Source organism: Streptomyces prunicolor NBRC 13075, from assembly GCF_000367365.1.
Classification (GTDB): Bacteria; Actinomycetota; Actinomycetes; order Streptomycetales; family Streptomycetaceae; genus Streptomyces; species Streptomyces prunicolor.
This window is the reverse complement of the sequence record NZ_BARF01000084.1, coordinates 122,689-147,292: the sequence shown is the minus strand read 5'-3', so window position 1 is coordinate 147,292 and position 24,604 is coordinate 122,689. Positions and strand designations below refer to the sequence as shown.

The following is a 24,604-nucleotide window of genomic DNA, read 5'->3' as shown; positions in this document are numbered from 1 at the left end:
ATGGCCCGCACGGACACCCCGCCGGCCGACTTGTTCACCCCCGCCTTCCACCAGGACCCGCACCAGGCACTGGCCGAACTGCGCCGGACCGCCCCCGCCGTCCCCGTGATGACACCCAACGGCCTGCGCACCTGGCTGGTCACCGGGTACGAGCACGCCCGGGAGCTGCTCGCCGACCCCCGGCTGAGCAAGGACATGCGGGTCGGCAAGGACCTCATCCCGCACAACTTCGCCGACCCCGACAAACAGCGGGAGTTCCTCGCGGAGTCGGGGGAGCGCAGTCAGTTCCCGCACGTCCTCAGCGTGCACATGCTCGACAGTGACCCGCCGGACCACACCAGGCTGCGCCGGCTCGTCGGCCGGGCCTTCACCGCACGCCGGGTCGAGTCCCTGCGGCCCCGCATCACCGAACTCACCGACGAACTGCTGGAGGCCATGGCCCGGCACGCCGAGGTGGACCTGATGGAGGCACTGGCCTTCCCGGTGCCGTTCACGGTCATCTGCTGGCTGCTCGGGGTGCCCCCGGACGACCGGGCAGCCTTCCGCCGCTGGTCCAACCTGCTGGTCTCCGGCGCGGGCACCGAGGAGGTGCGCGAGGCCAGCGCGTCGATGATCGCCTACCTGAAGGCGCTGATCGAGACCAAGCGGGCCGCACCGGCCGACGACATGCTCACCGACCTCGTGCACGCCCGGGACGCCGACGACCAGCTGTCGTCCGACGAGCTGATCTCCATGGCGTTCCTGCTACTGGTGGCCGGCCACGAGACCACGGTCAACCTGATCGGCAACGGCACCCTCGCCCTGCTCACCCATCCCGGGGTGCGCGAGCAGCTCGCCGCGGACGCCTCCCTGTGGCCCGCGGCCGTGGAGGAGTTCCTCCGCCACGACGGCCCGGTCACCAATGCCACCTGGCGGTTCACCACCGAACCCGTCGAGGTCGGTGACGTGGTCATCCCCGAGGGCGAGTTCGTGACCATCTCGCTCGGCGCCGCGGGCCGGGACCCGGCCCGCTACCCCGACCCGGACCGCCTGGACGTCACCCGGTCCCACAGCGCCTCGGTCGCCTTCGGCCACGGCATCCACCACTGCCTGGGCGCTCCGCTGGCCCGGCTCGAAGGGCAGATCGTCATCAGCCGCCTCTTCGCGCGCTTCCCCGCCCTGCGGCCGGCCGTGGACGTGGCCGAACTGCGCTGGCGCAGCAGCCTGATGATGCGCGGCCTGGAGGAACTCCCGGTGTTCACGGCGTAACAGCCCACCCGCCCCCCACCTACCGGCTACTTGCTCCTGGAGGAGACACCCGTGGAACAGCAGGACACCGAGCGCCCCGCCTGGGCGCCCCCGGAGGTCGACATCGACACCCCGAGCATCGCCCGGGTCTACGACTTCTGGATCGGCGGCGCCCACAACTTCCCGGCGGACCGGGAACTCGCCCGCAAGGTCGCCGCCGGCAACCCGGACCTCCCCGCCACGCTCCGCGCCAACCGCGCCTTCCTGCGCCGCGCCGTGCGGGAGCTGTCGGCGCTCGGCATCCGGCAGTTCCTGGACATCGGCTCCGGCATCCCGGCCGAGGGCAACGTGCACGACGTGGCCCTCGCCGCCCACCCGGACTGCAAGGTCGTCTACGTCGACATCGACCCGGTGGCCGTCGCGCACGGCCGGGCCCTGCTGGCCGACGAGCCCCGGGCAGCCGTCTTCCAGGGCGACCTGTACAAGTCCCGGGAGATCCTGGACGCGCCCGAAACCCGCCGGCTGCTCGACTTCGGACAGCCGGTCGCGCTGATCCTCGCCGCCGTACTGCACTTCGTCCCGGACTCGGACGACCCGCTCGCTCTGGTCGGCCAGTACACCGAGGGGCTCGCGCCCGGCAGCGCCCTGGTGATCTCGCACGCCGGCGCGGAGGAGGTGCCGCGGGCCGCACCGGAGGCCGCCGAGCAGTACCGGGGCGCGGTAAGCCGGGTCATCTGGCGCGACAACCGTGAACTCGCCGCCCTCTTCGGGGACTTCGAGCTCCTGCAGCCCGGCGTGGTCCGGGCCCCGCTGTGGCACCCCGACCCGACGGACACCCCCGACCCGAGCCTCCCGATGCTGGCCGGAGCGGCCCTCAAACCGGCCCGGTGACGTCCGGTGGACACCTCCCTCACCACGCCGGCCGCCCCCGCCTCGGCGGCAGGGGCGGCGGGCGGTCGCAGACCCGGCTTCGGCACCCTGCTCGCCGTCGACCTCTGGGAGCGGTTCAGCTTCTTCGGTATGGCGGCGATCCTGGTGCTGTACCTGACCGCCTCCGAGGCCCGTGGGGGCATGGGGATGGCCCCGCAGACGGCCACCGCGGTCTTCGCGGCGTACATGTCGCTGAGCTTCATGGCGGGGCTCCCCGGCGGCTGGCTCGCCGACCGGGTGCTGGGCGCCCGCCGGGCGGTCCTGTTCGGCGGGGTCCTCATCACCTGCGGCCACGCGGTCCTCGCGGTCCCGGTGACCGGCACACTCTGTGCGGGGCTGCTGCTGGTCGTCGCGGGCACCGGCCTGCTCAAGCCGGCCATGGCGGCGATGGTCGCGGGGGTCAGCGGGGACGGGGAGGGCCGCCGTGAGGCCGCCTTCTCGCTCTTCTATCTGTGCATCCAGGTCAGCGCGCTCGTCGCCCCCGTCGTCACCGGCCTGCTGGCGGAGCGCGTCGCCTGGCACCTGGGCTTCGCCGCGGCCGCGTTCGGCATGACGGCGGGCCTGTTCCAGTTCGCCCTCGGTCGACGCCGGTACGGGGACGTGGGTGCTCGGCCCTCCCGTCCGGTGCCGCGTACCGAGGCCGCGGCGATGCTCAGGCGTGCCACGGGCGCCGTGGCGGCGGTGGCCGCGCTGCTGGTCGTACCGGCGTCCCTCGGACTGCTGCCGCTGCCCGCGGTGCTCGCCGTCCTCGGCCTGACCACGGTCACCCTCCCGTTCCGGTACCTGCGCGCACTGCGCCGCGCGGCCCCGCCCGGGGAGGGGAACCGGCGCCGACTGGCCGGGTTCACCGCGCTGATGGCGGCCTCGGCCGCCTTCTGGATGATCTTCGCGCAGAGCGGCTCGGTGCTCAGCCTGTTCGCGGAGCGCCACACCGACAGGGACGTGCTCGGCTTCGAGGTCCCCGCCAGCTGGTTCCAGTCCGTGCACCCGCTCTTCGTCCTGCTGGCCGCCCCGTTCGTCGCTCGCCTCTGGCGGCGTGCGGGGCCGGGTGCCGACGTGCCCGTCAAGTTCGCGGGGGCGCTGATCGCGGCCGGGCTGAGCTTCGTACTGATGGCGGTCGCGACCCGGCTCGCCGAGCACGGCCCGGTCGGCCCGTACTGGCTGCTGCTGGTCTACCTGCTCTACTCCTGCGGCGAGATCGCGCTCGCCCCGGCCGGCCTGGCGCTGGCCGCCGCGGTCGCACCGCCCGGCAGCACCAGCCGACTGCTCGCCGTGAACGGCCTGTTCGGCGCGGTGGGTGTGGTGGTGGGAGGCCAGCTGTTCCGGCTGACCGCGGTCATGCCCCTGGCCTGGTACTTCCTGCTGCTGGGGGTTTTCGTCCTCGCCGTCGGCACGGCGCTCGCGCTCGGTACTCCGCGGCTGCGCCGAATGCTCGGCGCAATGCGGTGAGGTGCCCCCAACGGGATTCGAACCCGTGCTACCGCCTTGAAAGGGCGGCGTCCTAGGCCACTAGACGATGAGGGCCGACACGGCGCGACTGTACTACGGCGTTCGGGCCGGGACCAAACCGAATAGACGCAGTCCACGCTGCCCAGGGGGTGCCTAGGGGGCGGACCCGCTCGGGCTCGGGGTCCGGGTGGCTCCGGGCAGGTTCTCCTTCGGTAGATGGCGGCTCACCTCCGCCGTCGTCAGGCCCAGACCGCCCAGTTTGATCTCGTCCCAGGCCTGGAGGCGGCGGGTGTCGCGGTCGACGTAGAGGATCGACGCCTCGATCGGGTCGGGGTACTTGCCCTCCACCGCGCGCAGGCCGCTGCCGCCCGTCGAGCCCTCGATACGGAGGCGGGTGCCGTGCTTCATGACCTCGGTGCCCTCGTGGTGGAGGTGGCCGGCCAGGACGAGCGGGACCTCGCCGTCGGTCTGGCGGGCCGCCGACGGTTCGTGGACCAGGGCGATGTCGACCGGGGTGCCGGCGGCCTGCTGGTCGCGGAGGGCGGAGGCGAGTTGGTCGCCGGCGAGTTCCTCCGCGTTGTCGGCGCCGGGGGCGGTCGAGCGGTCCGGGGTGAACTGGGGGTCGCCGATGCCCGCGAAGCGCACGCCCGCGACCGTCTCCGCCCGGCCCTCGTCCAGGACGTGCACGTTCTTCATCCGCTCCAGATAGCGCTGGGTGGCGAGGGAGTCGTGGTTGCCCCTGACCCAGACGTAGGGGACGCCCAGGTCGGCGATCGGGTCGAGGAAGCCGTTCTCGGCCGTCGTGCCGTGGTCCATGGTGTCGCCGGTGTCGACGATCACGTTCACCTTGTACTGCTCCACCAGCGAGGCGATGATCTTCCAGCTCGCGGGGTTCAGATGGATGTCCGAGACGTGCAGGACGCGGATCGTGGCCGGGTCCGGCTGGTAGGCGGGGAGCGTCGACGTGACGTCGTAGAGCTTGGTCACGTTCGTCACCAGGCGGGCCAACTCCTGCTGGTAGACGTCGAATTCGGTCACGATGTTGCGCGCGTTGCCGACCAGGGACGGGGCCGAGGAGAGCAGGCCGGAGAACTTCGGTTCGAGGATCGACTTCGGGTTCCAGGTCGCGTACGCCGTCGCTCCGGACGCGGCGAGGAGCGTGAGGGCCAGGCCGCCGGCCGCGAGGGCTCGGCGGGGGCGGCGGTAGACCGCCAGGCCGAGGGTCGTGGCGCCCAGGACCACGGCCGTGCAGGAGCGTACGGCCAGGTCGAGGGTGCCGTGTTCGACGTCCCGGGCGACCTCGTCCTGGAGGCCGGCGATGCGCTCGGGGTGGTCGACGAGGGCCTGGGAGCGTTCCGGGTCGAGTTGGTCGACGTTGACGTCCAGGCGGACCGGGGCGTGGTGGCTGTCGAGGGACAGGGCGCCGAGCGGGGACACGTTGATCTTCGTGCCGCCGGTGAGGGACGGGCGCAGGGTCATGGTCGTGTCCATGGGGCCGACCTGGGTCCGTACGTTGCCCACGATCAGCAGGCCGAGCCAGGCCCCGACGATGACGACCATGACGAGGCCGAGGGCGCGGGGCCAGGGGTGGGGCTGGGGGACGAGTTCGACGGTGGGGCGGGGGCGGCGGGCGCGGTACTGGCGGAGCAGGGCGTGCTGGGTTCGGCGGAGGCGGTTCAGGGCTGCGACGGGGACGCGGGCCATTGGTCCCGTATGCCCAGGGGTGGGGGCAGGTATGCGGGACCGTCCGCGGGAGTGGGGCAGGGGTACGGGCGTGGGTTCAGCCCCAGCCCAGTTCGTGCAGGCGCTCGTCCTCGATGCCGAAGTGGTGGGCGACTTCGTGGACGACGGTGACGGCGACCTCGTGGACGACGTCCTCCGTGGTCGCGCAGTAGCGCAGGGTCGGGCCCATGTAGATCGAGATCCGGTCGGGCAGGACGCCGGCGTACCACTCGCCGCGCTCCGTGAGCGGGGTGCCCTCGTAGAGGCCGAGCAGCTCGGGGTCGGCGGGGTCGGGTTCGTCCTCGACGAACACGGCCACGTTGTCCATGACCCGCGTCAGCTCCGGCGGGATCCGGTCCAGGGCCTCGCTCACCAGCTCTTCGAATGCCTCGCGTGTCATCTCCAGCACAGGTCCATTGTCCGGGACGAACGCCGGTTCGGGCGGCCGTAGCGCATGTGGGTCGTGAAGGCCGTGCTCGGAGGCGGCGGTGCGGCGGGCTGCGGCTTGTCCGGTATGCGTCCGAAGTCGGTTTCGGGGAGGGGTAGTTGGGGAGCGCGGTGGATGTCGTAGCGGCGATTCCCGGCCGGTGACGGGTCGGGAACGGGTCTACTCCGGCCAGGAAGTGGGGGTCGGGCGGTGCGGCGCGTGTCTTCCGGTGGGCGGCGGGAGTTGAGAGGGGGACTCCCTTTTTCCGCCCTCGGAGGTGGCCCCGTGCGCCCCATGTACGTACCCGTCCGTCTGGCCGCCGCGGTCGCCGTCGTCGCCGCTGCCGCCGGCTGTATGAGCGTGGGCGACGACGCGGGCGGCGGTGCCAAGCCCTCGCACTCCGCCGGGCGGCCCGCCGGTGAGGCACCGGACGGTGGTTCGGGGGTGCCGGGGGGCGGGATCGGGTTCGGCGGTTCGGCGGGGGACGGGAAGCACGGGCACGGGAAGCCGAAGCCGGGGGAGTCCGCCTCGGGTTCGGCCTCGCCGAGCGCGCCCGGCGGTGCGGCGAGTCCTACGGCCACCAAGGCGCCCAGACCCGGCACGAGCCCGAATCCCGGCGGGCCGACCACGGCCGCGCCGCAGCCGACCCCGACGCGGGCCACCCCGTCCCCCGACCCGACGCCGCCGCCCCCGCCGCCGTCCTCCAGCCCGCCCCCCGCCGAACCCTCCTCGTCGGCCCACGAGGACCCCGTACCGCAGCTGGTGAACCGTGAACCGGCGCCGGCGGCCGGGTCACCGGCGTAGGGGCGGTTGTGACGCACGTCAATCGAGGGCGGTTTGCGTTGGGGGGTGGTAGGTGCGTAAGGTGGTAGATCGTTTGATCCCATTGCCCGGCGCCACTGTAGAGCGCGCCGTGTGGCGCGTACTCTCCCTTGCCGTGGCGGACCGCATTGAGGCGGTCGATAGCGAATCACGGAGTTGACGGGCGCGTGCCGACGGATACTCCGGAAGGTTTCGCATTCGCATGTCCATTTCCAGTACTGATCACATCGTCATGCCCGAGAACGAGAACGAGGGCGACGAGACGGCCGTAGAGGCCACCACCGAAGCGGCCCCCGAGGTCACCTTCGCGTCCCTCGGTCTCCCCGAGGGCATCGTGCGCAAGCTCGCGCAGAACGGTGTGACAGCCCCCTTCCCGATCCAGGCGGCGACCATCCCGGACGCCCTGGCCGGCAAGGACATCCTCGGCCGTGGCCGCACCGGCTCCGGCAAGACCCTCTCGTTCGGTCTGCCGCTGCTCGCGACGCTGTCCGGCGGCCGCACCGAGAAGAAGCGCCCGCGCGGCATCATCCTCACCCCGACCCGCGAGCTCGCGATGCAGGTGGCGGACGCCCTGCAGCCCTACGGCGACGTCCTCGGCCTGAAGATGAAGGTCGTCTGCGGCGGTACATCGATGGGCAACCAGATCTACGCCCTGGAGCGCGGCGTCGACGTCCTCGTCGCCACCCCGGGCCGCCTCCGCGACATCATCAACCGCGGCGCCTGCTCCCTCGAGGACGTGCGCATCGCCGTCCTCGACGAGGCCGACCAAATGTCCGACCTGGGCTTCCTGCCCGAGGTCACCGAGCTGCTCGACCAGATCCCGGCCGGCGGCCAGCGCATGCTGTTCTCCGCGACCATGGAGAACGAGATCTCCACGCTGGTCAAGCGCTACCTCAAGGACCAGGTCACGCACGAGGTCGACAGTGCGCAGGGCAACGTCACGACGATGTCCCACCACATCCTCATCGTGAAGCCCAAGGACAAGGCGCCGGTCACCGCCGCGATCGCCTCCCGCAAGGGCCGCACGATCATCTTCGTCCGCACCCAGCTGGGCGCCGACCGCATCGCCGAGCAGCTGCGCGAGTCCGGCGTGAAGGCCGACGCGCTGCACGGCGGCATGACGCAGGGCGCCCGTACGCGGACGCTGGCGGACTTCAAGGAGGGCTACGTCAACGCGCTCGTCGCGACCGACGTCGCCGCCCGCGGTATCCACGTCGACGGCATCGACCTGGTCCTGAACGTGGACCCGGCCGGCGACCACAAGGACTACCTGCACCGCGCCGGCCGCACCGCTCGCGCGGGCCGCACCGGCACCGTCGTATCCCTGTCCCTCCCGCACCAGCGCCGGCAGATCTTCCGGCTGATGGAGGACGCGGGCGTCGACGCCGGGCGTCACATCATCAACACCGGTACGGCCTTCGAGCCCGAGGTCGCCGAGATCACCGGCGCCCGTTCGATGACCGAGGTCCAGGCCCAGTCGGCGGGCGACGCCGCGCAGCAGGCCGAGCGCGAGGTGACCCAGCTCACCAAGGAGCTGGAGCGCGCCACGCGCCGTGCCGCCGAGCTCCGAGAGGAGTCCGACCGCCTGATCGCCCGTGCCGCGCGCGAGCGGGGCGACGACCCGGAGACCGCGGTGGCCGAGGCCGCCGCTGTCGTCGAGGCCGCGGCCGCCGAGCAGTCGGCCGCCGCCGAGGCGCCGGTGCGCGAGGAGTCCTCCTACGACCGTCCGCGTCAGCAGCGTGACGACCGCGGCAACTACGAGCGCCGTGACCGTCGTGACGACCGCGGTGGCAACGACCGCGGCGGTGACCGTGGCGGCCGTTCCTTCGAGCGTCGCGATGACCGTCCGTCCGGTGGCTTCCGTGGTGGCAACGACCGTGGTGGCCGTTCTTTCGACCGCGACCGTCGTGACGACCGCCCCTCCGGTGGCTTCCGCCGCGACGACCGCGGTGGCAACGACCGTCCGTCCTCGGGTGGCTTCCGTCGCGACGACCGTCCCTCGGGCGGCTTCAACAACGACCGTCGTGACGACCGTGGCGGCGACCGCGGTGGCCGTTCTTTCGACCGGCGTGACGAGCGCCCCTCGGGTGGCTTCCGCCGGGACGACCGTGGCACCGGCAACGACCGCGGCGGCGACCGTGGCGGCCGTTCTTTCGAGCGTCGTGACGACCGTCCGTCCGGTGGCTTCCGCCGCGACGACCGTGGCACCGGCAACGACCGTCCCGCGTCGGGTGGCTTCCGCCGCGACGACCGTCCCTCGACCACCGGTCACCGGGGCAGCGACCGCCCGTTCAACCGTGACCGCCAGGGCGACCGCCCCGGCTTCCGCGCCGGCGGCCACGACCGTCCGGGCCACCGCGGCACGACCGGCACGGGCACCGGCACCGGCACCTTCGGCCGCCGCGACGACAAGCCGCGTTGGAAGCGCAACGGCTGAGGTCAGCTGACCTGACGTAGCCCTGAAGTAGTGAAGTGGCCCCTGCCCGGGTTCGGGTGGGGGCCACTTTCCTGTGCGGGGTGCGGGAGTTGGGGTGCGGGAGTTGTCGTACGCGGGGACGCTTTTTGGCCACATCGAGTCCTTATCGATTCCTTAAGTGGCGCATGTCACGTGCCCGGCGAGGGAATCGCTGGGGGCATGACAGATGACGCCATAGCGAGTGGGCTGTCAAAGGGAGATCCCCCCGGTCTCTCCGACGAAGAACGGCTTGCCCAACTCGGCTACACGCAGGTTCTCGCCCGCCGCATGTCGGCGTTCTCCAACTACGCGGTCTCCTTCACGATCATCTCGGTCCTGTCCGGCTGCCTGACCCTCTACCTGTTCGGCATGAACACGGGCGGCCCGGCCGTGATCACCTGGGGCTGGGTGGCCGTAGGCCTGATGACACTGTTCGTCGGCCTGTCGATGGCCGAGATCTGTTCGGCCTACCCGACCTCGGCGGGCCTGTACTTCTGGGCCCACCGCCTGGCGCCCCCGCGCACGGCGGCGGCCTGGGCCTGGTTCACGGGCTGGTTCAACGTCCTCGGCCAGGTCGCGGTGACCGCGGGCATCGACTTCGGCGCGGCGTCGTTCCTGGGCGCGTACCTGAACCTCCAGTTCGACTTCGAGGTGACGCCGGGCCGCACGGTCCTCCTCTTCGCCGGGATCCTGATCCTGCACGGCCTGCTGAACACCTTCGGCGTGAAGATCGTCGCCCTCCTCAACAACGTCAGCGTGTGGTGGCACGTGCTCGGCGTCGGCGTGATCGTCGGCGCCCTGGCCTTCGTCCCCGACCACCACCAGTCGACGACCTTCGTCTTCACGAAGTTCGTGAACAACACGGGCTGGGGCAGCGGGGTGTACGTGGTCCTGCTGGGCCTCCTGATGGCGCAGTACACCTTCACCGGCTACGACGCCTCGGCCCACATGACGGAGGAGACCCACGACGCGTCGACGGCGGGCCCGAAGGGCATCGTCCGCTCGATCTGGACGTCCTGGATAGCCGGCTTCGTCCTCCTCCTGGGCTTCACGTACGCGATCCAGTCGTACAACGGGGAGCTGAATTCATCGACGGGCGCACCCCCGGCCCAGATCTTGCTGGACGCACTCGGCGCGACGGCGGGCAAGCTCCTACTACTGGTGGTGATCGGCGCGCAGCTCTTCTGCGGAATGGCGTCGGTGACGGCCAACAGCCGCATGATCTACGCCTTTTCACGCGACGGCGCGCTCCCGTTCTCGAGCGTGTGGCACACGGTGAGCCCGCGCACGCGGACGCCGGTGGCGGCGGTGTGGTTGGCGGCGGGGGGCGCGTTGGTGCTCGGTCTCCCCTACCTGATCAATTACACGGCGTACGCGGCGGTGACGTCGGTGGCCGTGATCGGCCTGTACATCGCCTACGTCATTCCGACCCTCCTACGGCTGGGCAAGGGGGACGACTTCCAGCGCGGGCCGTGGCATCTGGGCCGGTGGTCGCGGCCGATCGGGATGGTGTCGGTGGTGTGGGTGATCGTGATCACGGTGCTGTTCATGCTGCCGCAGGTCTCGCCGGTCACCTGGGAGACCTTCAACTACGCGCCGATCGCGGTACTGGTCGTCCTGGGCTTCGCGGCGACCTGGTGGTTCGCCTCGGCCCGGGAGTGGTTCCTGAACCCGGAACACGCCCGCACGAAGGCACGGGAGGCTGCGCGGGCGGGGGCGCCTGAACCGGTTGATCCGTAATACTCCGGATCACACCGCATATACCGGATCACTTCACAGCATTCCGGATCACTCCGGACCAGTCGGTCGCCTGTTCCACCGTCCGGCGCGGCCGTGTCCCCGATACCCGATCGGAGACACGGCCACCTCCCGCTATGCTCGGGGAGGCAACATCGCGGGGACCCTTAGCTCAATTGGCAGAGCAGTGGACTTTTAATCCATTGGTTGTGGGTTCGAGTCCCACAGGGCCTACCACGGCAGGCGGGAACGGAAGTTGCCTGACCTGCACAAACAGAGGAGCCCCCGATCACTCGGGGGCTTTCTCATGCCCATCAAGATCATTGGCTCGCTCGTGGCTCGCTCGAAGTGACGTCGGCTCGCTCTTGCAGCCGTCCGCGTTGACGCGAGGCTGAGCAGCCGGCCCCCCTCGTGCGCCTCATCGGCGTGAACGCTCCTGCTGCTACTTCGAGTTGCCGGGAAGGCAGAGTTCGAGGATCGGCGGGAGGCCGATACACAGGCCGTCGTCTCCGTCGTCGTCGCCGGGCTTGTCGTCGCCGGGCGGCTCCGTGGCCGGCGGCTGGCTGGGCTCTGGCTCGGTCGTAGACGGCTGGCTGGGCTCCGGCTCGGTCGTAGACGGTGGCGCCGGAGCCGGGCTCTGAGCGGGGGGCTGCTCGGCCGGAGCGGTGGGTGTTGCCGAGCCCGCAGTGTCGTTGCCGGGGTCCTCCTGGGCGCTGTGGGCTCCCTGGCCGCCGTCGTCCGGCTGGCCTGCTCCTGAGTGCTCGTCGTCGGTGATGCCGTTCTGACCGACGAGCGCGAGCTCTGCGCCGGATCCGGTGTAGCTGCCCCCCTGTGTCGTGCCGCTCGCGTCGCCCGTGCCGTCCTTGTCGTGTGCGCCCCGCTCCGGGACCTGGTCGTCGCTGTCGCTGAGGTCGGGGACGGTCGCCGCCGGGGTGTGCCCGGTGGAGTCCGGTGTCGCGTTACTGCCTGCGTTCGCGTAGTAGGCGACAGCGCTGGTGGCGACGAGGACGGTGCTCGCGGCTGCGGTGACTACCGCTGTTCGGCGTCTGCGCACGAGATTACGGAGGCGTGGGCCGAGGGAAGTGAGGAAGGCGGCCACGCCGCCGCCTATGTAGAGCGCCAGGTGCCGCTTCCGGCGCGCGGGCTCCTCGTCCTCTACCAGCGGGGCGAGGGGAACCGCTTGCTGTGTGATGCGGGCGATCTTCTCGGCGGCGAGCTCGGCTTCGAGCTTGGTCAGACGAGTCGCCTGTCTCTGGCCGTTCTGGTAGAGCAGGACGATCGCCAGGACTGCTGCGCCGAGCACGCCTGCCAATACCACTTCAGCCACGTGCGCCCCCTTACGTAACGTTTGTGTTGCCGTGAGGGGTAATGATCATTCGTGTGCGTAACCGGTTTCTACGCGCATGGCAGGTTCGTAACCTTAACGTGATGTATGGCTACTGACAGTTACCCAGCTCGGCGGCGCCGGGTCTCCTCCGGGGTGTCCGCCGGGGCGGCCCCGTTGGCTGCCTGCTGTGCGAACCGGCTGAGTACCTGGTCTCGCGCCTCGGGGGTGAGGGTGGCCAGGAGTGCGCTGATCGCCTCGACCTGGGCATTGCTCGCAAATGTTTCCGGCGGGCTCGCAGCCGTCGGCGGTGCGGCGAGTTCGTCGAAGAGTTCGGCGGCGGGGCTGCGGCCGGCCTGGCGGAGCTGGTCTGACGTGAGGCTGACGACTTGCGCCATGCGGACGAGTGTCTCGTCGGGTGCGATCACGGGGATCCGTACGCCACTGACGTCCTGATAGCCGTTGACGATCTGTCGCCATCGGGTCTCGCTTAGTCCGGCTCTCCGTGCCGCTTCGCGCCCTGATAGGCGGGCTCGGCGGAGAGCCTCCTTGATGAGTACAGCCTCCGCGGGGGGCTGTGGTGTCTGCGCGTCCATACAGCGAAGGTTCGCATAACTACGCAGTAGTGCGCTACGCGACGGCAGGATCTGGCGAATTCCGGCGCGCAGTTGTGTGACTGACGTCACAACTGCTGCAAACTACGCGCGAAATGTTCAAACTACGCGTCACTACGCATAGGCTGTGCGTATGAACAACACCCGGATGCGACGCCGCAATGGCTCGCCCTTTCACCACTCGCCCGAGGCGGTGACACGAGCGCGCGAGAACGCCGGACTGACACAGAAGGCCCTGGCTGAGCAGTGCGGATTCAGCTTCCAACTGCTCTGTGACATCGAGGCCGGCCGACGCAACGCGACCCCCGAGCGGCTGCGCGCAATGGCGCGCGTCATCGGCTGCCCGGTCGCAGACCTGCAACCCAGCTCCGGCGTGACCCCGCTCGACGACGAGCCGCCCATGGCCACGGAGCGACAGGCGTCGTGACGACGCCCACGCACAGCGAGGCCGCCGAGCTCAGCACAGCTCGACGGCCTCGATCTTCCGCACGATCCAACGAAGGAGAAGGAACGTTGCCCCAACAGGCTACCCAACCGTGGACTCCGCCAGAGGACGCTTCGGATGACCTCGCGTACGGGGCGCCGACCGCGCGCTTGCTGCTGCTCGGCGGTGACCTGAACGACCGCGTGTACCGCCGCCAGTGGGAAGAGGTCCGGCGCGGTGGCATCGGCGGGTCCGAGGTCGCGAAGATCCTCGGCCTCAACAAGTACGCGGGCCCTCGCCACGTGTACGAGGAGAAGCACGGCCGTCCCGTACCGATGGACGACCAGCTGAGCGAGTACGCCGAAGTCGGTCAGGAGATCGAGGACTTCATTGCGTACATGTTCACGAAGCGGACCGGTATCCCGGCCGTGCCGACGCCGGGAACGCTCGCGAACATCGACCGGCCGTGGATGCGCTCGAACGTCGACCGGTACGCGCTCGACCCGGAGACGGGCGCGGTCGTTGCCCCGGTCGAGTTGAAGAACCGCAGCGCGTACCAACTGGACGACTGGGAAGACGGGGTGCCCGACGCGCCCGCGCTCCAGGTCCACTGGAACATGGCGGTTGGCGGCTGGCCGTACGGCTGGGCCGTCGCCCTCGTCGGCGGGAACACGCTCCGCTACCACCGCATCGAGCGGGACGAGGAGCTGATCGGAACCCTGATCGACGTCTGCGGGAAGTGGTTCCAGCGGCACGTCGTCGAGGGCTACCCGCCGCCCGCTGACGGGCTGGAAGCCACGAAGGAACTCCTCGGCCGGCTGTGGAAGGTCCAGCCGAAGGACGTCATCGAGGTGCCCCGCCTGAAGGCGGAGAAGCTGCGGAAGCGGCGCGCGGCGCTGACCGCCCAGATCAAGGAACTGGACGAGCAGAAGACCACGGTCGAGAACGAGATGCGCCTCGCGTGCGGCGCGGCCGGTGTCGCGGAGGTCGAGGGCAAGAAGGCCTGGTCGTACATCCGGAACGGCACGTTCTCGCCGAAGCGGTTCGAGAAGGACTACCCGGCCATCGCGGCCGAGTGCCGGAAGACGGTCGAGGTCCTCGACATGGACCTGATCAAGGAGAAGTACCCCGCCGAGTACGAGGCGTGCCTCGCCCGGGTGCTGCGCGTGCCCGCGAAGGAGCTGTGATGGCCCTGACCACCCTGAAGGAACGCGTCCAGCAGCGAGCGGCAGCAGTCGCCAGCACTGAGACCGTCCGTCACGACCGAGGCGAGGACGTCGAAGTGACGCCCGCCGGGCACGGCCACGACATCGAGCAGTACCGGGCCGACATCGAGGCCGCGTTGCCGAAGCACGTCAGCGTGGACCTGTTCCTCACGGCGCTCCGCCCGGTCCTGCCGAAGCTGCGGAACTGCACCCCGGCGAGCGTTCTGCAGAGCGTCATCACCTGCGCCCGGTTCGGACTGATCCCGGACGGCCAGCAGGCGGTCATCACCGCCGACGACAGGATCGCGACCTTCCTCGCCACGTACCACGGCTACATCGAGCTGATGTACCGGTCGGGCCTGGTGAAGTCGGTGGTGACCGGCCTGGTCTACGACGGCGACGAGTGGGACTACGTGCCGACGGCCCGGGTCGGCGAGGACTTCGTGCACAAGCCGAACCTGCTGGCGCCGAAGAAGGACCGGCAGGTGCTGTTCGCGTACGCGTTCGCGTGGCTGGAGGGCGGCGCCCGGTCGGCGGTCGCGACCGTCACCGTCGAGGAAGCGGAGGACATCCGCGACGAGTTCAGCCGCGCCTACCAGCGGGCGGAGTCGAGCGGCAGCAAAGACTCGCTGTGGCACACCCGCTTCGACGACATGCACCTGAAGACGGCGATCCGGCGCATGGCGAAGCTCGTGCCGAAGTCGGCTGAGCTGCGGGCCCTGGTCGAGGTGGAGCAGTCCGCTGAGGACGGCAAGCCGCAGATCCTCGCGGCCGTCGACCCGGAGACGGCCGCGCTGGAGGCGGAAGCGCGGCAGGCAGCGCGGGCGGCCGAAGCGTCGCAGGACCGGCCGGTGGCCCGTCTCGCGGTTAAGACGCGGGGCCGGGCGAAGCCGAGGCGCCGCAACCGCGACAGGAACAAGAGGCGGTAGGCGTGCCCGCCGCCTGGTTGAGCCGGGCCCGCGCACTGCTCGCGGGCCCGGCCCCCGCCCCGGCCCCCTCCGTACTGGCGCTACCCGCCCTGTGGGCGGAAGGCCACGCCGACATAGCCGACTTCGCTGACTGCCCGCGCGAGCAGCGCCGGACCCCGCACGCGATGCGCGCGGACGGCTCCCGGAAGTGCTTCCGCTGCGGACACGAGACCCCAGGACAGGACTCATGACGATCACATACGACGAGCCGTTCGGGCCCGAGTATCTGCGCCCGGCCCAGGCTCCCTGCCCCAACTGCCCGTGCTGCTCAGCCAGCTTGTGCGAGAGGGGCGCGGCCAGCGCGATGCAGTGCCACGGCCACGTGTCTGACCCCGAGTCGATACCCACCGTGTCGGCGTGCCCCTGCTCGGCGGAGACGACGCGCGGCACGCACGCCTGGCGGCTCGCGCAGATCCGCGTGGTGAAGCACGCGACCGAGCAGCCGCTGCCGAAGGCGGCCGAGGTCGTGCTGCGGGCCCTGGCCGGCGGCGAGTCGTTCCAGGACCCCACCGAAGAGCTGCGCGGACTGCGCGCCCGCCGGTACGCGGACGGCAACGACGAGGCGTGGCGGATCACGCTGCTGGGCCGCCGGTACCTGGCCGCACTCGACGAGCCCCGCTACACCAGCGCGGTCCATGTGAACTCGGTCGACGTGAAGACGCGGACAGCGAAGGTCGTCGTCCTCGGCTGGCACATGGAGAAGGAGGTCACCGTCCTTGCCGACCAGCTCGGCAACGCAGTGGACCTGCCGCTCACCGAGCTGCCCGGCCGCTATCTGGACGTGAAGGTGAACCTCGTCGCGGCCGATCCCGACGACCTGGTGCTCACCCGGATCCAGATGCCCGAGCAGATCACCGAGGACTACGTCGCGGTGCGCCCGCTGTGGCTCGCGGATGGCGGTGCCCGGTGACGAAGAAGTGGTTTCCAACAGTCGTGTCGGTCATCGCCGTTGAGGAAGGCGGTCGCCTCGACTGCTGCGACGAGGACACCGCGCACGTGTGGGTGACGGTCCTCGGCTGGTCACCGCGGCGGGCATTCCTGACCGGCGCGGCCCCGTTCATCGCCGCGTCAGGCAAGGAGGCCGCTGCCCTCGCCGGCGAGCACTTCACCGCGCGGCTCGACCTCGACAACCCGCCCGACAACGAAGACACGAACGGCGAGCGGCTGGAGTGGCCCGAACTCCAGCTTGCCCCGCCCATACCCGCCGAGTGGCTCAGCGGCGGCCAGGGCGAGGAGGGCGGCGAAGGATGAAGAGCATCCAGCTGTTCGCGTCGGATCCGGCGCCAGAGGCCGAGATCCCTCCTGGCCCAAGCGTTGTCGGGATCGACCTCTCACTGTCGGCTACCGGTCTCGCCTCCTCGATGGGGTGGTGCCGGGTGATCGGCTACGAGGACAAGAAGAACCCGATCACCAAGCTCCCGCACGGTGAGCGGCTCGTCCACATGCGGCGCGTCCTGGACGCGGTGACGGAGGCGATCGGCCGCCCCGACCTTGCCGTCATTGAGGCCGCTGCCCTGTCCAGGTCCGGCGGCGGCGCGCACGAGCGGGGCTGGCTGTGGTGGCGGATCTTCGAGCGGCTGACGGACGCCGAGATCCCCGTCGGTCTCATGTCCCCGAACCAGCGGATCTTGTACGCGACCGGCAAGGGGTCGGGTCCGAAGACGGCCGTGGTGGACGCCGTCGCCCGCCGGTGGCCGCAGTGGCTGACCGGCGGCAACGACAACGCCGCCGACGCCGTGACGCTCATGGCAGCTGGCCGGGACTGGCTGCTCGCCCCCATCGCTGGCATGCCCAAGGCGCACCGTGCCGCCGTCGAGAAAGCCACATGGCCGGAGGTGAAGCAATGACCACGGTCGTCGAGGTCAGCGACGAGCAGATACTGCGTGCCCTGCTCGCTGAGGAGGACGTTTCGAACCGGGCCGTCGCCCTGAAGCTCGGTATCGGTGACCGGAGGGTCGACGAGGTGCGTAAGCGGGTCGGGTTGCCCTCGTACGTGCGTGGACGTCGTCCGGCGTACGGCTCGTGGCTGGAGGCGTTCACCGAGCAGTCGGAGCCCGTCGAGGGCGGTCACCGCCGGTGGACCGGCACGCGGGAGAGGTGCGGGACGCCCGTGGTCCGGCACCGCACGAGCATCCAGACCGCGTACCGGGTGGCGTTCCGGCTGCACAACGGGCGTGAGCCCGAGGGGAAGGTGTCGCAGTCGTGTGAGATCCCGGGCTGCGTCGCTGGCGAGCACCAGCGGGACCGGGTGATGCGCGAGGCGGCGAAGGCCGGTGAGGCGGCGTGAACACCCTGAAGGAGTTCGCCACCTGGGACCGGGGCGTCGACGTGGTGGCCGTTGAGCGGGTCCTGAAGGGGTCGTTGCCGCACACGGTGCTGGAGCCGGAAGAGCTCCGGTACGCGGCGAAGCGCTCGAAGGAGTCGGCGCGCAGCGTCGCGAAGCTCCTCGGCGTCACGGAGAAGACCGTCATGAACTGGCGGGAGGCTGCGGGATGAAGACGGCCCTGGACGTCCTGATCTGGATCGCCGAGAACGTCAGCTGGTGGTGGCTGCTGCTCCTCGTCCCGGGCGCGGCCGTGTGGGCGTGGCTGGGGCTGCGGCCGACGGGCAAGCACCGTCGGCCGCGCACCGACGCGGCCGAGCAGCCGGTAATGGTGGCGGCGCCCGCCGTCGACGAGGACACGATCACCTTTCAGCGGGTGGCGTACCCGGGCGTGGAGGCAGACGGCTGATGCCTCGTCCAAGCCGCCACGCGCCCGACACCCTCTCGCGTGCCGCGCACTGGTCCGACCAGGGCGCCTGCCGCGAGTTGGAGGACCGCTCGATCTTCTTCCCCGAGGACTTCCCCAAGGGGCTGGTGCTGCTCGTCAGCAAGGAAGCGAAAGCGGTGTGCGCCCTGTGCCCGGTGATCGCGGCGTGCCTTGAGGCCGCACTCGAGCGCCCGGAGCCGAACGGGGTGTGGGGCGGCTTGGACAAGGACGAGCGGAAGGCGTTCCGGCGGCGGCAGCAGAGGCGACGCCGCCGGACCTCCCGGAGATCGGGGGGTGGCGATGGCGCGGAAGCGGCGGCCGGGACCGGATGAGTACCTCCCCGCGAGCGGGGTCCTGGACTGGTCCAACGCGAGTCGGCACTGGTCTCAGTGGCTTCGGCCGTGCCGGTTCTGCAAGGGGCCGACAAGCCTCCGCGACGAGGGAGGGCGCCCCTCCCACAAGACCTGTGCTGAGACGCACCGGGCCCGGAAGCAGGCGCACGCCGTGCAGGTGTACGCGCAGCGGGCCCAACTCGGAGACCAGCGCGAACTAGACGCGCACGACACAAGCGGAGCGGATTGATGAACAAGTTGATCGGAGTGGCGGCCGTCCTGGTGCTCGTCGGCTCGCTGGTAGCGGTCGGCTGTGACCGGCCAGCGGACGACGACTGCGATGACGCGATCGGCGTCGTGCAGCAGGACCAGGGCGGCGCGCTCGCCGTCGAGCTGGTGGCCGCCCCCGCGGGCAGCGGTCGCGGCGGCAGCAAGTCGGGCGGCAGCAAGTCGAGCGGCAGCAAGGCGAAGAAGAATCCGCGCGCCGACCTGAAGAAGCCCGACCGGAAGGCCGCGCCGAAGCCGACCGGCAAGGTCCACGGCTCGCGCGGGCACCACGGCCACGACGACGACTGGCTGGAGTGCGACGACTGATGGCCCGCAAGTTCATGGTCGGCCTGTCGTTCGGCGCCGTGACCTGGGCCGGGACCGCGTTCATACCGGTCGTCGCCCCGTGGTCGCCCGTGCTCGGGCTGGCCGTCGCCCTCGTCCTCTGGGCCTGACCCCTTCCCCCTGGCCGGGGCCGCACCTGTGCGGCTCCGGCCCCGGATCCACCAGTGCAGAAAGGTTCGTCCGTGTCCGTGGACGTCGCGGCCCTCTATGACGAGGGCCTGGGTATCCGCAGCGTGGCCGAGGAGATCGGCCGTAGTTACTCGACCGCTCGACGGCGACTGATAGCCGCCGGCGTGGAGCTCCGCCCCAGTGGCGGCCGCCCTATGGAGGCCGATCAGGTCGCCGAGTACCTTGCCACCCTGTACCGGGCCGGGCAGTTCGGGCGCGGCCTGAGTATCCGCGCCATCGCGGAGCGAACGGGCTACACGAACGACTTCGTACGGACGCGTCTCCTCGCGGCCGGTGTCGAGCTTCGCGACCGGCACGGCCGGCCCCGGAAGGCTGTGGCGTGATGCCCCGCCCCTCGTACTGCGGGGCCTGCGGCGCCCCCATCCGGTGGACCGTCACCGAGGGCAGGAAGCGGCTCGCCGTCGACTACGAGCCGCACCCGGAGGGCAACACGGCCGTGTCCCGGGACGGGCGCGGCACATGGCTCTCGCGGCGACCGACCGAGGAACTGCCCGCCGATCCCTGGGAGAAGCTCCACAAGCCGCACGTGGCCACATGCAAGGGGCGGCAGGACGACGAGCCGTTGACCCGCTGCCTCGGCGTCATCCGCCTCGACGAGCACCGACGCAACCGAGATGAGCGCGCCGGGGGTGACCGGTGAAGGACGAGGAGATCACCGCCCCCCGCTACATGGGCGTCACGGTCCTGCGGGTCACCCCGCTGGACGAGGACGGCAGCCCGGACCACCAGTGGGCCATGACCTATCACCTGGACGAGCCGGTCATGTTCGGCATCGGCACCGTGGAGCCTCTGCCGACGTTCACGCGCGAGTACACGCACATCACCATCAGCATCCGGCGCAGCATCGTGGGCGCCCTCGTCGCCGAGTTCGAGCACCCGCAGTACCGCGACATCGGCGCGATCGCGCAGGGCATCTGGCAGCGCCGCCGGACCGGCGTCGCGGTCGAAGGGTGGGCCGAGTACGAGCCGGGGACGTGGTGGTACGCCATCGTCCCCTGGTGGCGCTACATGGCGGACCCGGAGCAGTGGCCGCTGAAGGAGTTGCCCGAGCACCGCGCTTACGCGCTCGGTGAGTGCCTCACGGTCGACGGCTACGCCTGGCCCGAGCCGGGCCCGTTCCCCAGCCCGCACAACCCGAGCCCCGGCACGCAGCTGGTCATGGGAGTCACCAACGTCGTGCCTCCCGCGCCCGGCTTCCCGCCGTTCCCGGGAGCCGCCGCATGATCCTCGTCGGCCTGTACCTGTTCGTCGTCCTGACCGGCTCTGCGGGGTTCCTCGGGCATCCGCCGGTCGTGGCCCCCATGACCCACCGGGCGGTCGTCTGGGCCCTCCAGTGGGCTGCCCGCGGCCGACACAGGGCGCCCGTGCGGCCCGTGCCGTCGTGGGCCCGGAAAGGGGGCAGGCGATGACGCCGGCGACGCCTCCACCCCTCGGCGACTGCCAGCTGTGCCGCCACAACAAGCACCTGTGGCCGCACAAGTCGAAGCGGGACGGACTGGTGCGGAACCTGTGCGGCAGCTGCCACGAGTCAGCGACGACCGCCGAAGAGCGGGGCGGGTTCATCAACTTCGACCAGGCGCACACGCACGGGTCGGACGAGGACCTGCTGACCTGGCTGCGGGGTGACCTGTGAGCGCGCGGTCACTTAGCTGCCACTTCGGCGCGCAGCCTCAGCAGCTCGTCGTAGACGGCGGGCGGGATCACGTAGGCGCGGCGTCGGCCTCGGGTGGTGAAGGCGGAGACCTTGCCGTCGATCGAGGCGTCGTCGACGAGCTGCGTCAGCAGTGCCCGCGCGTCGGCCATGGGCGCCTCCTGGACGCCGTCCTCGGCCACTTCAAGTTTGGTCGGTTCCTTAGCCATGTTCGAAGGATAGCCGCTCCCTCTGCCTTCTTTCGAATTGTGTCAAGAACTTGCAGTTCTTTAAAGAAAGCGGGATGATCGCCCCAAGGTGCTGGCCCCCATCCCGGTGCCGCACACCCGCCCTGACCAGCATGAATCCGAGAGTGAGCCCCACCCCGTGAGCCTGTATCCGATCTTGTGGGCCGTCGAGCACGCACCAGTGCGCGACGCCGAGGAGCGCGCCATCCTCATGGCCCTGGTCGTCAAGGGTGACTTCGACGGGATGAACTGCTTCCGCTCGTACCCGACCCTCGCGAAGGTCGCGCGCGTGGACCCGAAGACCGCAGGTCGGAAGTGCCGGGAGATGGAGCAGCGGGGCATCCTGCGGCGCCAGACAGAGCACCTGTCGGAGGTCTGGCTGCGGATCCCGGAGGCGCAGCGGCCGGTGCCGTGGGAGGTCATGATCCCGGCGTCCTGGTACAGCCGTGCTCAGCTCGCCGAGATCAATCACCAGCGGGAGTCGCTCGGCCGCCCGCCCATCACCCGGCAGACGCGCCCCGATCTTGCTGAGGCGCCGCCCAAGACCGCCCGGTCCGACAAGGGAAGGAAGCGCCCGAAGCAGGACGACCAGGGCGCCGACCCAGGGACTGAGAGTCCCTGGGGGTCAGGGACTGAGAGTCCCTGGCCTACCGGAGGTAACCCAGGGACTGAGAGTCCCCACCCCCCGGACTCTGAGTCCCTGGCCCAGGGACTGACAGTCCCCCAACCTTCTAAGACACCTTCCGAGATACCTTCCGAGCTGGCGCCTTCGGCGCGTAGCGCCGCTGACGTCCGTAGGACTGGTGCAGGTAGTAGCGCGCGAGCAGGCGGCGGCTCCGCCGCGAGCAAGACGCTGAGCCTGACCAGTGAGCAGAGGGCGGCCCTGCGGGTCGTCGAGGGGGCGCTTCCCCGCCCGCTGCTCGCCCAGCTGCCCGGCCAGCGGATCCCGGGCAACAACCACCGTGCGGCGCTCGCTGCCCTGGATGCCCGGACGCCCGAGCAGATCGCCGGACGCATCGGCCGCCGCTGGGTCGGCTGGGGCTTCGAGCCCGCCTTCCACGACGGCCAGATCCGCAACCCGATCGGCGCGGCCATGGCCCTGATCGGGCCGACGCCGTACTGCCCTGACCCGTCGTGCGAGGACGGCGTCATGGTCGACACGGGCGACGAGTGCCGGGCTTGCGTGGAGCGCCGGGCGTACCGGCGGGCCGCCTTCAGCCGCGGCGAGGACCCGCGCCGGACCGGCGGCGCCTCCGCCCCGCGGCCCGAGTGCGTCGACTGCGGGCGCCCGCTCGTCGGCGACGTCCCCGACGACGGGATGTGCCGTCGGTGCTGCCAGACCCCCGCCGAGGCCGTGGCCGTGCTCATGGCGCGCTGGGCCGCCGAGGACGCCGCCCGCGCGGAGGCGGACGAACTCGAGGTCGAGGCTGCCCGCCGTCGCGCGCAGCGCGCCGCCGTCTCCCAGACCACCCACCAGCGCGGCCCCGCGCCGTTCTGATCCACCACGAAGGAGAAACCCCAGTGCACCAGGACTACGCCAACCCCGAGGCGCTGCGCAGCTTCCTGAAGCTGTGCCTCGACCCGGGCCACGGCATCAAGCGGACCCCGGTCCGGTTGGCTGAGGTGCTGCCCGAGCCGCTCGCCCGGAAGGTCGCCGAGTTCTCCCCGCACGTCGGCGGGCTCCGGCATGTCGCGCAGGCCGTCGACGAGCAGGCCAAGGCAGCGCAGAACCGCGCCAAGGACGCGCACGGCGCGTACGCCGACGCGCTCGCCGCGTGGATCCACGACGAGGAGCCGAAGCGGGCGCCCTTGTCGCTCGCCAGTTGCTACGACTGCCACCACAACGTGAACTGGCATATCAAGGGGGGCAGGTGCGGGCTCGGCGAGTGCACCTGTGACCAATTCCAAGGCGAGCGGTACGTCATCGGCCGGAGCGGCGTGTTCGCGACCCTGTACGACTGGCAGGAGCACCGCCTGGTCGTGGAGAACGCGACCGAAGAGCACTGCCGCAAGGTGCGGGACGAGCTGCTCGCCGCCGACGGCGGACCATGCGTCGCCCCCGACGAGCCGAAGCCCACGCCCACCCAGCGCCGGTCGATACCGCTGATGGAGGCGGTCAAGGTCGCGCACGACGCCGCGGTGGCACACGCCGCGAAGTGCGGCATCTGCTGGCCCGGCATGAGGTTCGCGGAGATGTGCGGCGACGGCCGGCGTGAGGCGCTCGCCGTCCTCGACCAGGTCGACGACGACACCGAGTGCGCGCACATCGCCTGGGAGGTCACCAGCGAGTACCGCAACGTTCGGCGCATGTGGGTGAAGTCCCGGAAGTGCGCCGACTGCGGCGCCCCTCTGGACCCGGCCGTGGAGCCCGAACCGCACTGGCCGGACAAGGCCGACCTGCCCCAGGCAGGCCAGTGACATGCGCCTGATCCCGATGCGTGTCCGCCGCCACTGGAAGCGGCGGAGGCACGCCCGCGTATGGCGAAAGATCGAAGTCTTTGCCTTCAACTGCGCCCCCGTCCCCACCTGGTGCCGCGTCCGCGCCTGGAACGACGCCGCCCACATCTGGGACCGCCACCCCGAACGACCCCGAAGGAAGCCCCAATGACCCAGCGCCCCACCGGACTCGACCGCCTCCTCGGCTACGTGGCCGGCCGCATCCCCGACGAGGACAGCACCGAGGACAAGCCGAAGATGCCCAGCCGCGAAGAGATCGACGACACCCGGAACGAACTCAGCAACAGCCTGCTGGCGTTCACCGAGCTGATGTCGCCGATCTTCGACCACGCCGACGGCATCCGTACCGACCTCACCCGGCGCGGCTGGTCCCCGGAGGCAGCCGAACAGGTCGCCTTGATGTGGCTCATCAGCATGGTCAACAGCGCCTTCCGCGGCTTGGTGAGGACGTGACTGGCGGACGGCTCCTCGGCGTCCTGGCGCCGCTCACCGCCCTTGCCGCAGCGGTGCCCCTCGCGGGCGCCGCTGCGGGCGGGGCCCTCGTCCGGCGGCTCCGCACGCACAGGGATAACAAGCACATGACCGCACTGAACTGCCCCAACCCCGTCTGTGAGGCCAAGCGCAGGACGGGCCAGTACCTGTGCTGGGACTGCTGGGACACCCTGCCCAGGCCGACCCGCCTAGCCCTCGGCAGCCGCGACGACATCGCGATAGCCCGCCTGCAGATCCTTCACCGGGAGCTTGCTGCCGGTGTCCCGCCGCATGAGATCGAGATCGACCTGTGAACACGCACCGCCGCTACGCCCGTGCCCTCGCCACGGGCGCGTTCTGCCTCGCCTTCGCCGCCGTCGCTGTCGCCGTCTGGTCCGCCGTGACGTTCGGCGTCGACGACGGCGGCTACATCGTGCCCGTCGTCTGCTTCGTCTTCGGCAGCGTCGTCCTCTCCTCGGCGTCGAAGCGGGAGCGTGCCGCCGGACGCCGCGCCGCCCTCGAACAGTTCGGCCGGGATGCCGTCGAGGGCTTCCGGCGGGGCCTCACCTCGGCGCAGGCCCGCCGCACCGACACGAACGGAGACAGCTGAC

General features: G+C 70.8%; 33 protein-coding genes and 2 tRNA genes. 29 read left to right on the top strand and 6 right to left on the bottom strand.

The window, feature by feature from the left end; genetic code table 11:
• The 3 genes from SPR02S_RS35560 to SPR02S_RS57070 are packed head-to-tail and all read left to right on the top strand — an operon-like array spanning position 1 to position 3,606.
• The gene (locus SPR02S_RS35560) at positions 1–1,248 is read left to right on the top strand and encodes a cytochrome P450 family protein (protein ID WP_019061792.1); all 1,248 of its coding nucleotides are present in this window, start codon (positions 1–3) and stop codon (positions 1,246–1,248) included.
• A gap of 51 nt (positions 1,249–1,299) precedes the next feature.
• Complete coding sequence (locus SPR02S_RS35555) at positions 1,300–2,118, top strand: SAM-dependent methyltransferase (RefSeq protein ID WP_019061791.1); 819 nt, start codon at positions 1,300–1,302, stop codon at positions 2,116–2,118.
• 6 nt (positions 2,119–2,124) lie between these two features.
• Entirely contained in the window at positions 2,125–3,606 is a 1,482-nt protein-coding gene (locus SPR02S_RS57070) for a peptide MFS transporter (RefSeq protein ID WP_052347101.1), read from the top strand.
• Positions 3,607–3,608: 2 nt separating this feature from the next.
• On the opposite strand, the gene SPR02S_RS35545 is transcribed toward SPR02S_RS57070, so the two are convergent.
• The 3 genes from SPR02S_RS35545 to SPR02S_RS35535 all read right to left on the bottom strand — a co-directional run bounded on the left by SPR02S_RS35545 (position 3,609) and on the right by SPR02S_RS35535 (position 5,737).
• Positions 3,609–3,681 (bottom strand) — tRNA-Glu (locus SPR02S_RS35545).
• Between the two features lie 78 nt (positions 3,682–3,759).
• Positions 3,760–5,310, bottom strand: a complete 1,551-nt coding sequence (locus SPR02S_RS35540) for a metallophosphoesterase family protein (RefSeq protein ID WP_019061790.1) — start codon at positions 5,308–5,310, stop codon at positions 3,760–3,762.
• Positions 5,311–5,386: 76 nt separating this feature from the next.
• Positions 5,387–5,737, bottom strand: coding sequence for a metallopeptidase family protein (locus SPR02S_RS35535; RefSeq protein ID WP_019061789.1), 351 nt, complete (start codon positions 5,735–5,737; stop codon positions 5,387–5,389).
• A gap of 312 nt (positions 5,738–6,049) precedes the next feature.
• Between SPR02S_RS35535 and SPR02S_RS35530 the strand changes: the two genes are divergently transcribed.
• The 4 genes from SPR02S_RS35530 (at position 6,050) to SPR02S_RS35515 (ending at position 11,006) form a co-directional block, all read left to right on the top strand.
• Positions 6,050–6,559, top strand: a complete 510-nt coding sequence (locus tag SPR02S_RS35530) for a hypothetical protein (RefSeq protein ID WP_019061788.1) — start codon at positions 6,050–6,052, stop codon at positions 6,557–6,559.
• Positions 6,560–6,779: 220 nt separating this feature from the next.
• On the top strand, positions 6,780–9,014 hold the full coding sequence (locus SPR02S_RS35525) for a DEAD/DEAH box helicase (RefSeq protein ID WP_026151142.1): 2,235 nt from the start codon (positions 6,780–6,782) through the stop codon (positions 9,012–9,014).
• Between the two features lie 198 nt (positions 9,015–9,212).
• Positions 9,213–10,772, top strand: a complete 1,560-nt coding sequence (locus SPR02S_RS35520; protein ID WP_026151141.1) for an amino acid permease — start codon at positions 9,213–9,215, stop codon at positions 10,770–10,772.
• A 157-nt stretch (positions 10,773–10,929) separates the two neighbouring features.
• Positions 10,930–11,006, top strand: a tRNA-Lys gene (locus SPR02S_RS35515).
• Between the two features lie 205 nt (positions 11,007–11,211).
• On the opposite strand, the gene SPR02S_RS35510 is transcribed toward SPR02S_RS35515, so the two are convergent.
• Entirely contained in the window at positions 11,212–12,096 is an 885-nt protein-coding gene (locus tag SPR02S_RS35510; protein ID WP_158697941.1) for a hypothetical protein, read from the bottom strand.
• Between the two features lie 119 nt (positions 12,097–12,215).
• The gene (locus tag SPR02S_RS35505; protein WP_158697940.1) at positions 12,216–12,491 is read right to left on the bottom strand and encodes a hypothetical protein; all 276 of its coding nucleotides are present in this window, start codon (positions 12,489–12,491) and stop codon (positions 12,216–12,218) included.
• A 349-nt stretch (positions 12,492–12,840) separates the two neighbouring features.
• Between SPR02S_RS35505 and SPR02S_RS35500 the strand changes: the two genes are divergently transcribed.
• The 17 genes from SPR02S_RS35500 to SPR02S_RS35420 all read left to right on the top strand — a co-directional run bounded on the left by SPR02S_RS35500 (position 12,841) and on the right by SPR02S_RS35420 (position 20,820).
• The gene (locus SPR02S_RS35500) at positions 12,841–13,134 is read left to right on the top strand and encodes a helix-turn-helix domain-containing protein (protein ID WP_019061783.1); all 294 of its coding nucleotides are present in this window, start codon (positions 12,841–12,843) and stop codon (positions 13,132–13,134) included.
• 86 nt (positions 13,135–13,220) lie between these two features.
• Positions 13,221–14,318 (top strand): YqaJ viral recombinase family nuclease, encoded by a 1,098-nt coding sequence (locus SPR02S_RS35495; protein WP_063746288.1) that lies wholly within the window; start codon positions 13,221–13,223, stop codon positions 14,316–14,318.
• On the top strand, positions 14,318–15,265 hold the full coding sequence (locus tag SPR02S_RS35490; protein WP_019061781.1) for a recombinase RecT: 948 nt from the start codon (positions 14,318–14,320) through the stop codon (positions 15,263–15,265). The genes SPR02S_RS35495 and SPR02S_RS35490 overlap by 1 nt, the downstream gene beginning before the upstream one ends.
• Before the next feature lie 2 nt (positions 15,266–15,267).
• Positions 15,268–15,495, top strand: a complete 228-nt coding sequence (locus SPR02S_RS57065; RefSeq protein WP_043258690.1) for a hypothetical protein — start codon at positions 15,268–15,270, stop codon at positions 15,493–15,495.
• Positions 15,492–16,214, top strand: a complete 723-nt coding sequence (locus tag SPR02S_RS35485; RefSeq protein ID WP_019061780.1) for a hypothetical protein — start codon at positions 15,492–15,494, stop codon at positions 16,212–16,214. Before SPR02S_RS57065 ends, SPR02S_RS35485 begins: the two co-directional genes overlap by 4 nt.
• Positions 16,211–16,555 (top strand): hypothetical protein, encoded by a 345-nt coding sequence (locus SPR02S_RS35480; RefSeq protein WP_019061779.1) that lies wholly within the window; start codon positions 16,211–16,213, stop codon positions 16,553–16,555. Before SPR02S_RS35485 ends, SPR02S_RS35480 begins: the two co-directional genes overlap by 4 nt.
• Positions 16,552–17,151 (top strand): hypothetical protein, encoded by a 600-nt coding sequence (locus tag SPR02S_RS59185; protein WP_019061778.1) that lies wholly within the window; start codon positions 16,552–16,554, stop codon positions 17,149–17,151. Before SPR02S_RS35480 ends, SPR02S_RS59185 begins: the two co-directional genes overlap by 4 nt.
• Positions 17,148–17,591 carry a hypothetical protein gene (locus SPR02S_RS59180; protein WP_019061777.1) on the top strand — a complete coding sequence of 148 codons (444 nt, stop codon included), beginning with the start codon at positions 17,148–17,150 and terminating at the stop codon, positions 17,589–17,591. Before SPR02S_RS59185 ends, SPR02S_RS59180 begins: the two co-directional genes overlap by 4 nt.
• On the top strand, positions 17,588–17,800 hold the full coding sequence (locus SPR02S_RS35465) for a hypothetical protein (RefSeq protein ID WP_019061776.1): 213 nt from the start codon (positions 17,588–17,590) through the stop codon (positions 17,798–17,800). The genes SPR02S_RS59180 and SPR02S_RS35465 overlap by 4 nt, the downstream gene beginning before the upstream one ends.
• The gene (locus SPR02S_RS35460; RefSeq protein ID WP_019061775.1) at positions 17,797–18,036 is read left to right on the top strand and encodes a hypothetical protein; all 240 of its coding nucleotides are present in this window, start codon (positions 17,797–17,799) and stop codon (positions 18,034–18,036) included. The genes SPR02S_RS35465 and SPR02S_RS35460 overlap by 4 nt, the downstream gene beginning before the upstream one ends.
• Positions 18,036–18,386 (top strand): WhiB family transcriptional regulator, encoded by a 351-nt coding sequence (locus tag SPR02S_RS57050; RefSeq protein ID WP_019061774.1) that lies wholly within the window; start codon positions 18,036–18,038, stop codon positions 18,384–18,386. The genes SPR02S_RS35460 and SPR02S_RS57050 overlap by 1 nt, the downstream gene beginning before the upstream one ends.
• Before the next feature lie 249 nt (positions 18,387–18,635).
• Positions 18,636–18,980 (top strand): hypothetical protein, encoded by a 345-nt coding sequence (locus SPR02S_RS35450; protein WP_019061772.1) that lies wholly within the window; start codon positions 18,636–18,638, stop codon positions 18,978–18,980.
• Positions 18,980–19,108 (top strand): hypothetical protein, encoded by a 129-nt coding sequence (locus SPR02S_RS65820; RefSeq protein ID WP_019061771.1) that lies wholly within the window; start codon positions 18,980–18,982, stop codon positions 19,106–19,108. Before SPR02S_RS35450 ends, SPR02S_RS65820 begins: the two co-directional genes overlap by 1 nt.
• Positions 19,109–19,180: 72 nt before the next feature.
• Positions 19,181–19,510 carry a helix-turn-helix domain-containing protein gene (locus tag SPR02S_RS57040; protein ID WP_019061770.1) on the top strand — a complete coding sequence of 110 codons (330 nt, stop codon included), beginning with the start codon at positions 19,181–19,183 and terminating at the stop codon, positions 19,508–19,510.
• Complete coding sequence (locus tag SPR02S_RS35435; protein WP_019061769.1) at positions 19,510–19,827, top strand: hypothetical protein; 318 nt, start codon at positions 19,510–19,512, stop codon at positions 19,825–19,827. Before SPR02S_RS57040 ends, SPR02S_RS35435 begins: the two co-directional genes overlap by 1 nt.
• Positions 19,824–20,411 (top strand): hypothetical protein, encoded by a 588-nt coding sequence (locus tag SPR02S_RS35430; RefSeq protein ID WP_019061768.1) that lies wholly within the window; start codon positions 19,824–19,826, stop codon positions 20,409–20,411. The genes SPR02S_RS35435 and SPR02S_RS35430 overlap by 4 nt, the downstream gene beginning before the upstream one ends.
• 181 nt (positions 20,412–20,592) lie before the next feature.
• Positions 20,593–20,820 carry a hypothetical protein gene (locus SPR02S_RS35420; protein ID WP_019061766.1) on the top strand — a complete coding sequence of 76 codons (228 nt, stop codon included), beginning with the start codon at positions 20,593–20,595 and terminating at the stop codon, positions 20,818–20,820.
• 8 nt (positions 20,821–20,828) lie between these two features.
• Here SPR02S_RS35420 and SPR02S_RS35415 read toward each other — a convergent pair whose 3' ends face one another.
• Entirely contained in the window at positions 20,829–21,047 is a 219-nt protein-coding gene (locus SPR02S_RS35415; RefSeq protein ID WP_158697939.1) for a hypothetical protein, read from the bottom strand.
• Between the two features lie 157 nt (positions 21,048–21,204).
• On the opposite strand from SPR02S_RS35415, the gene SPR02S_RS35410 reads away from it, so the two are divergent.
• The 5 genes from SPR02S_RS35410 (at position 21,205) to SPR02S_RS35390 (ending at position 24,603) form a co-directional block, all read left to right on the top strand.
• Positions 21,205–22,563, top strand: a complete 1,359-nt coding sequence (locus SPR02S_RS35410) for a hypothetical protein (protein ID WP_158697938.1) — start codon at positions 21,205–21,207, stop codon at positions 22,561–22,563.
• Between the two features lie 23 nt (positions 22,564–22,586).
• Positions 22,587–23,483 (top strand): hypothetical protein, encoded by an 897-nt coding sequence (locus SPR02S_RS35405; protein WP_019061763.1) that lies wholly within the window; start codon positions 22,587–22,589, stop codon positions 23,481–23,483.
• 186 nt (positions 23,484–23,669) lie between these two features.
• Positions 23,670–23,975, top strand: coding sequence for a hypothetical protein (locus SPR02S_RS35400; protein ID WP_019061762.1), 306 nt, complete (start codon positions 23,670–23,672; stop codon positions 23,973–23,975).
• Positions 23,972–24,307, top strand: coding sequence for a hypothetical protein (locus SPR02S_RS65160; RefSeq protein ID WP_019061761.1), 336 nt, complete (start codon positions 23,972–23,974; stop codon positions 24,305–24,307). Before SPR02S_RS35400 ends, SPR02S_RS65160 begins: the two co-directional genes overlap by 4 nt.
• Positions 24,304–24,603: a hypothetical protein gene (locus SPR02S_RS35390; RefSeq protein WP_019061760.1), complete on the top strand. Its 300-nt coding sequence runs from the start codon at positions 24,304–24,306 to the stop codon at positions 24,601–24,603. The genes SPR02S_RS65160 and SPR02S_RS35390 overlap by 4 nt, the downstream gene beginning before the upstream one ends.
• Position 24,604: the final 1 nt, after the last annotated feature.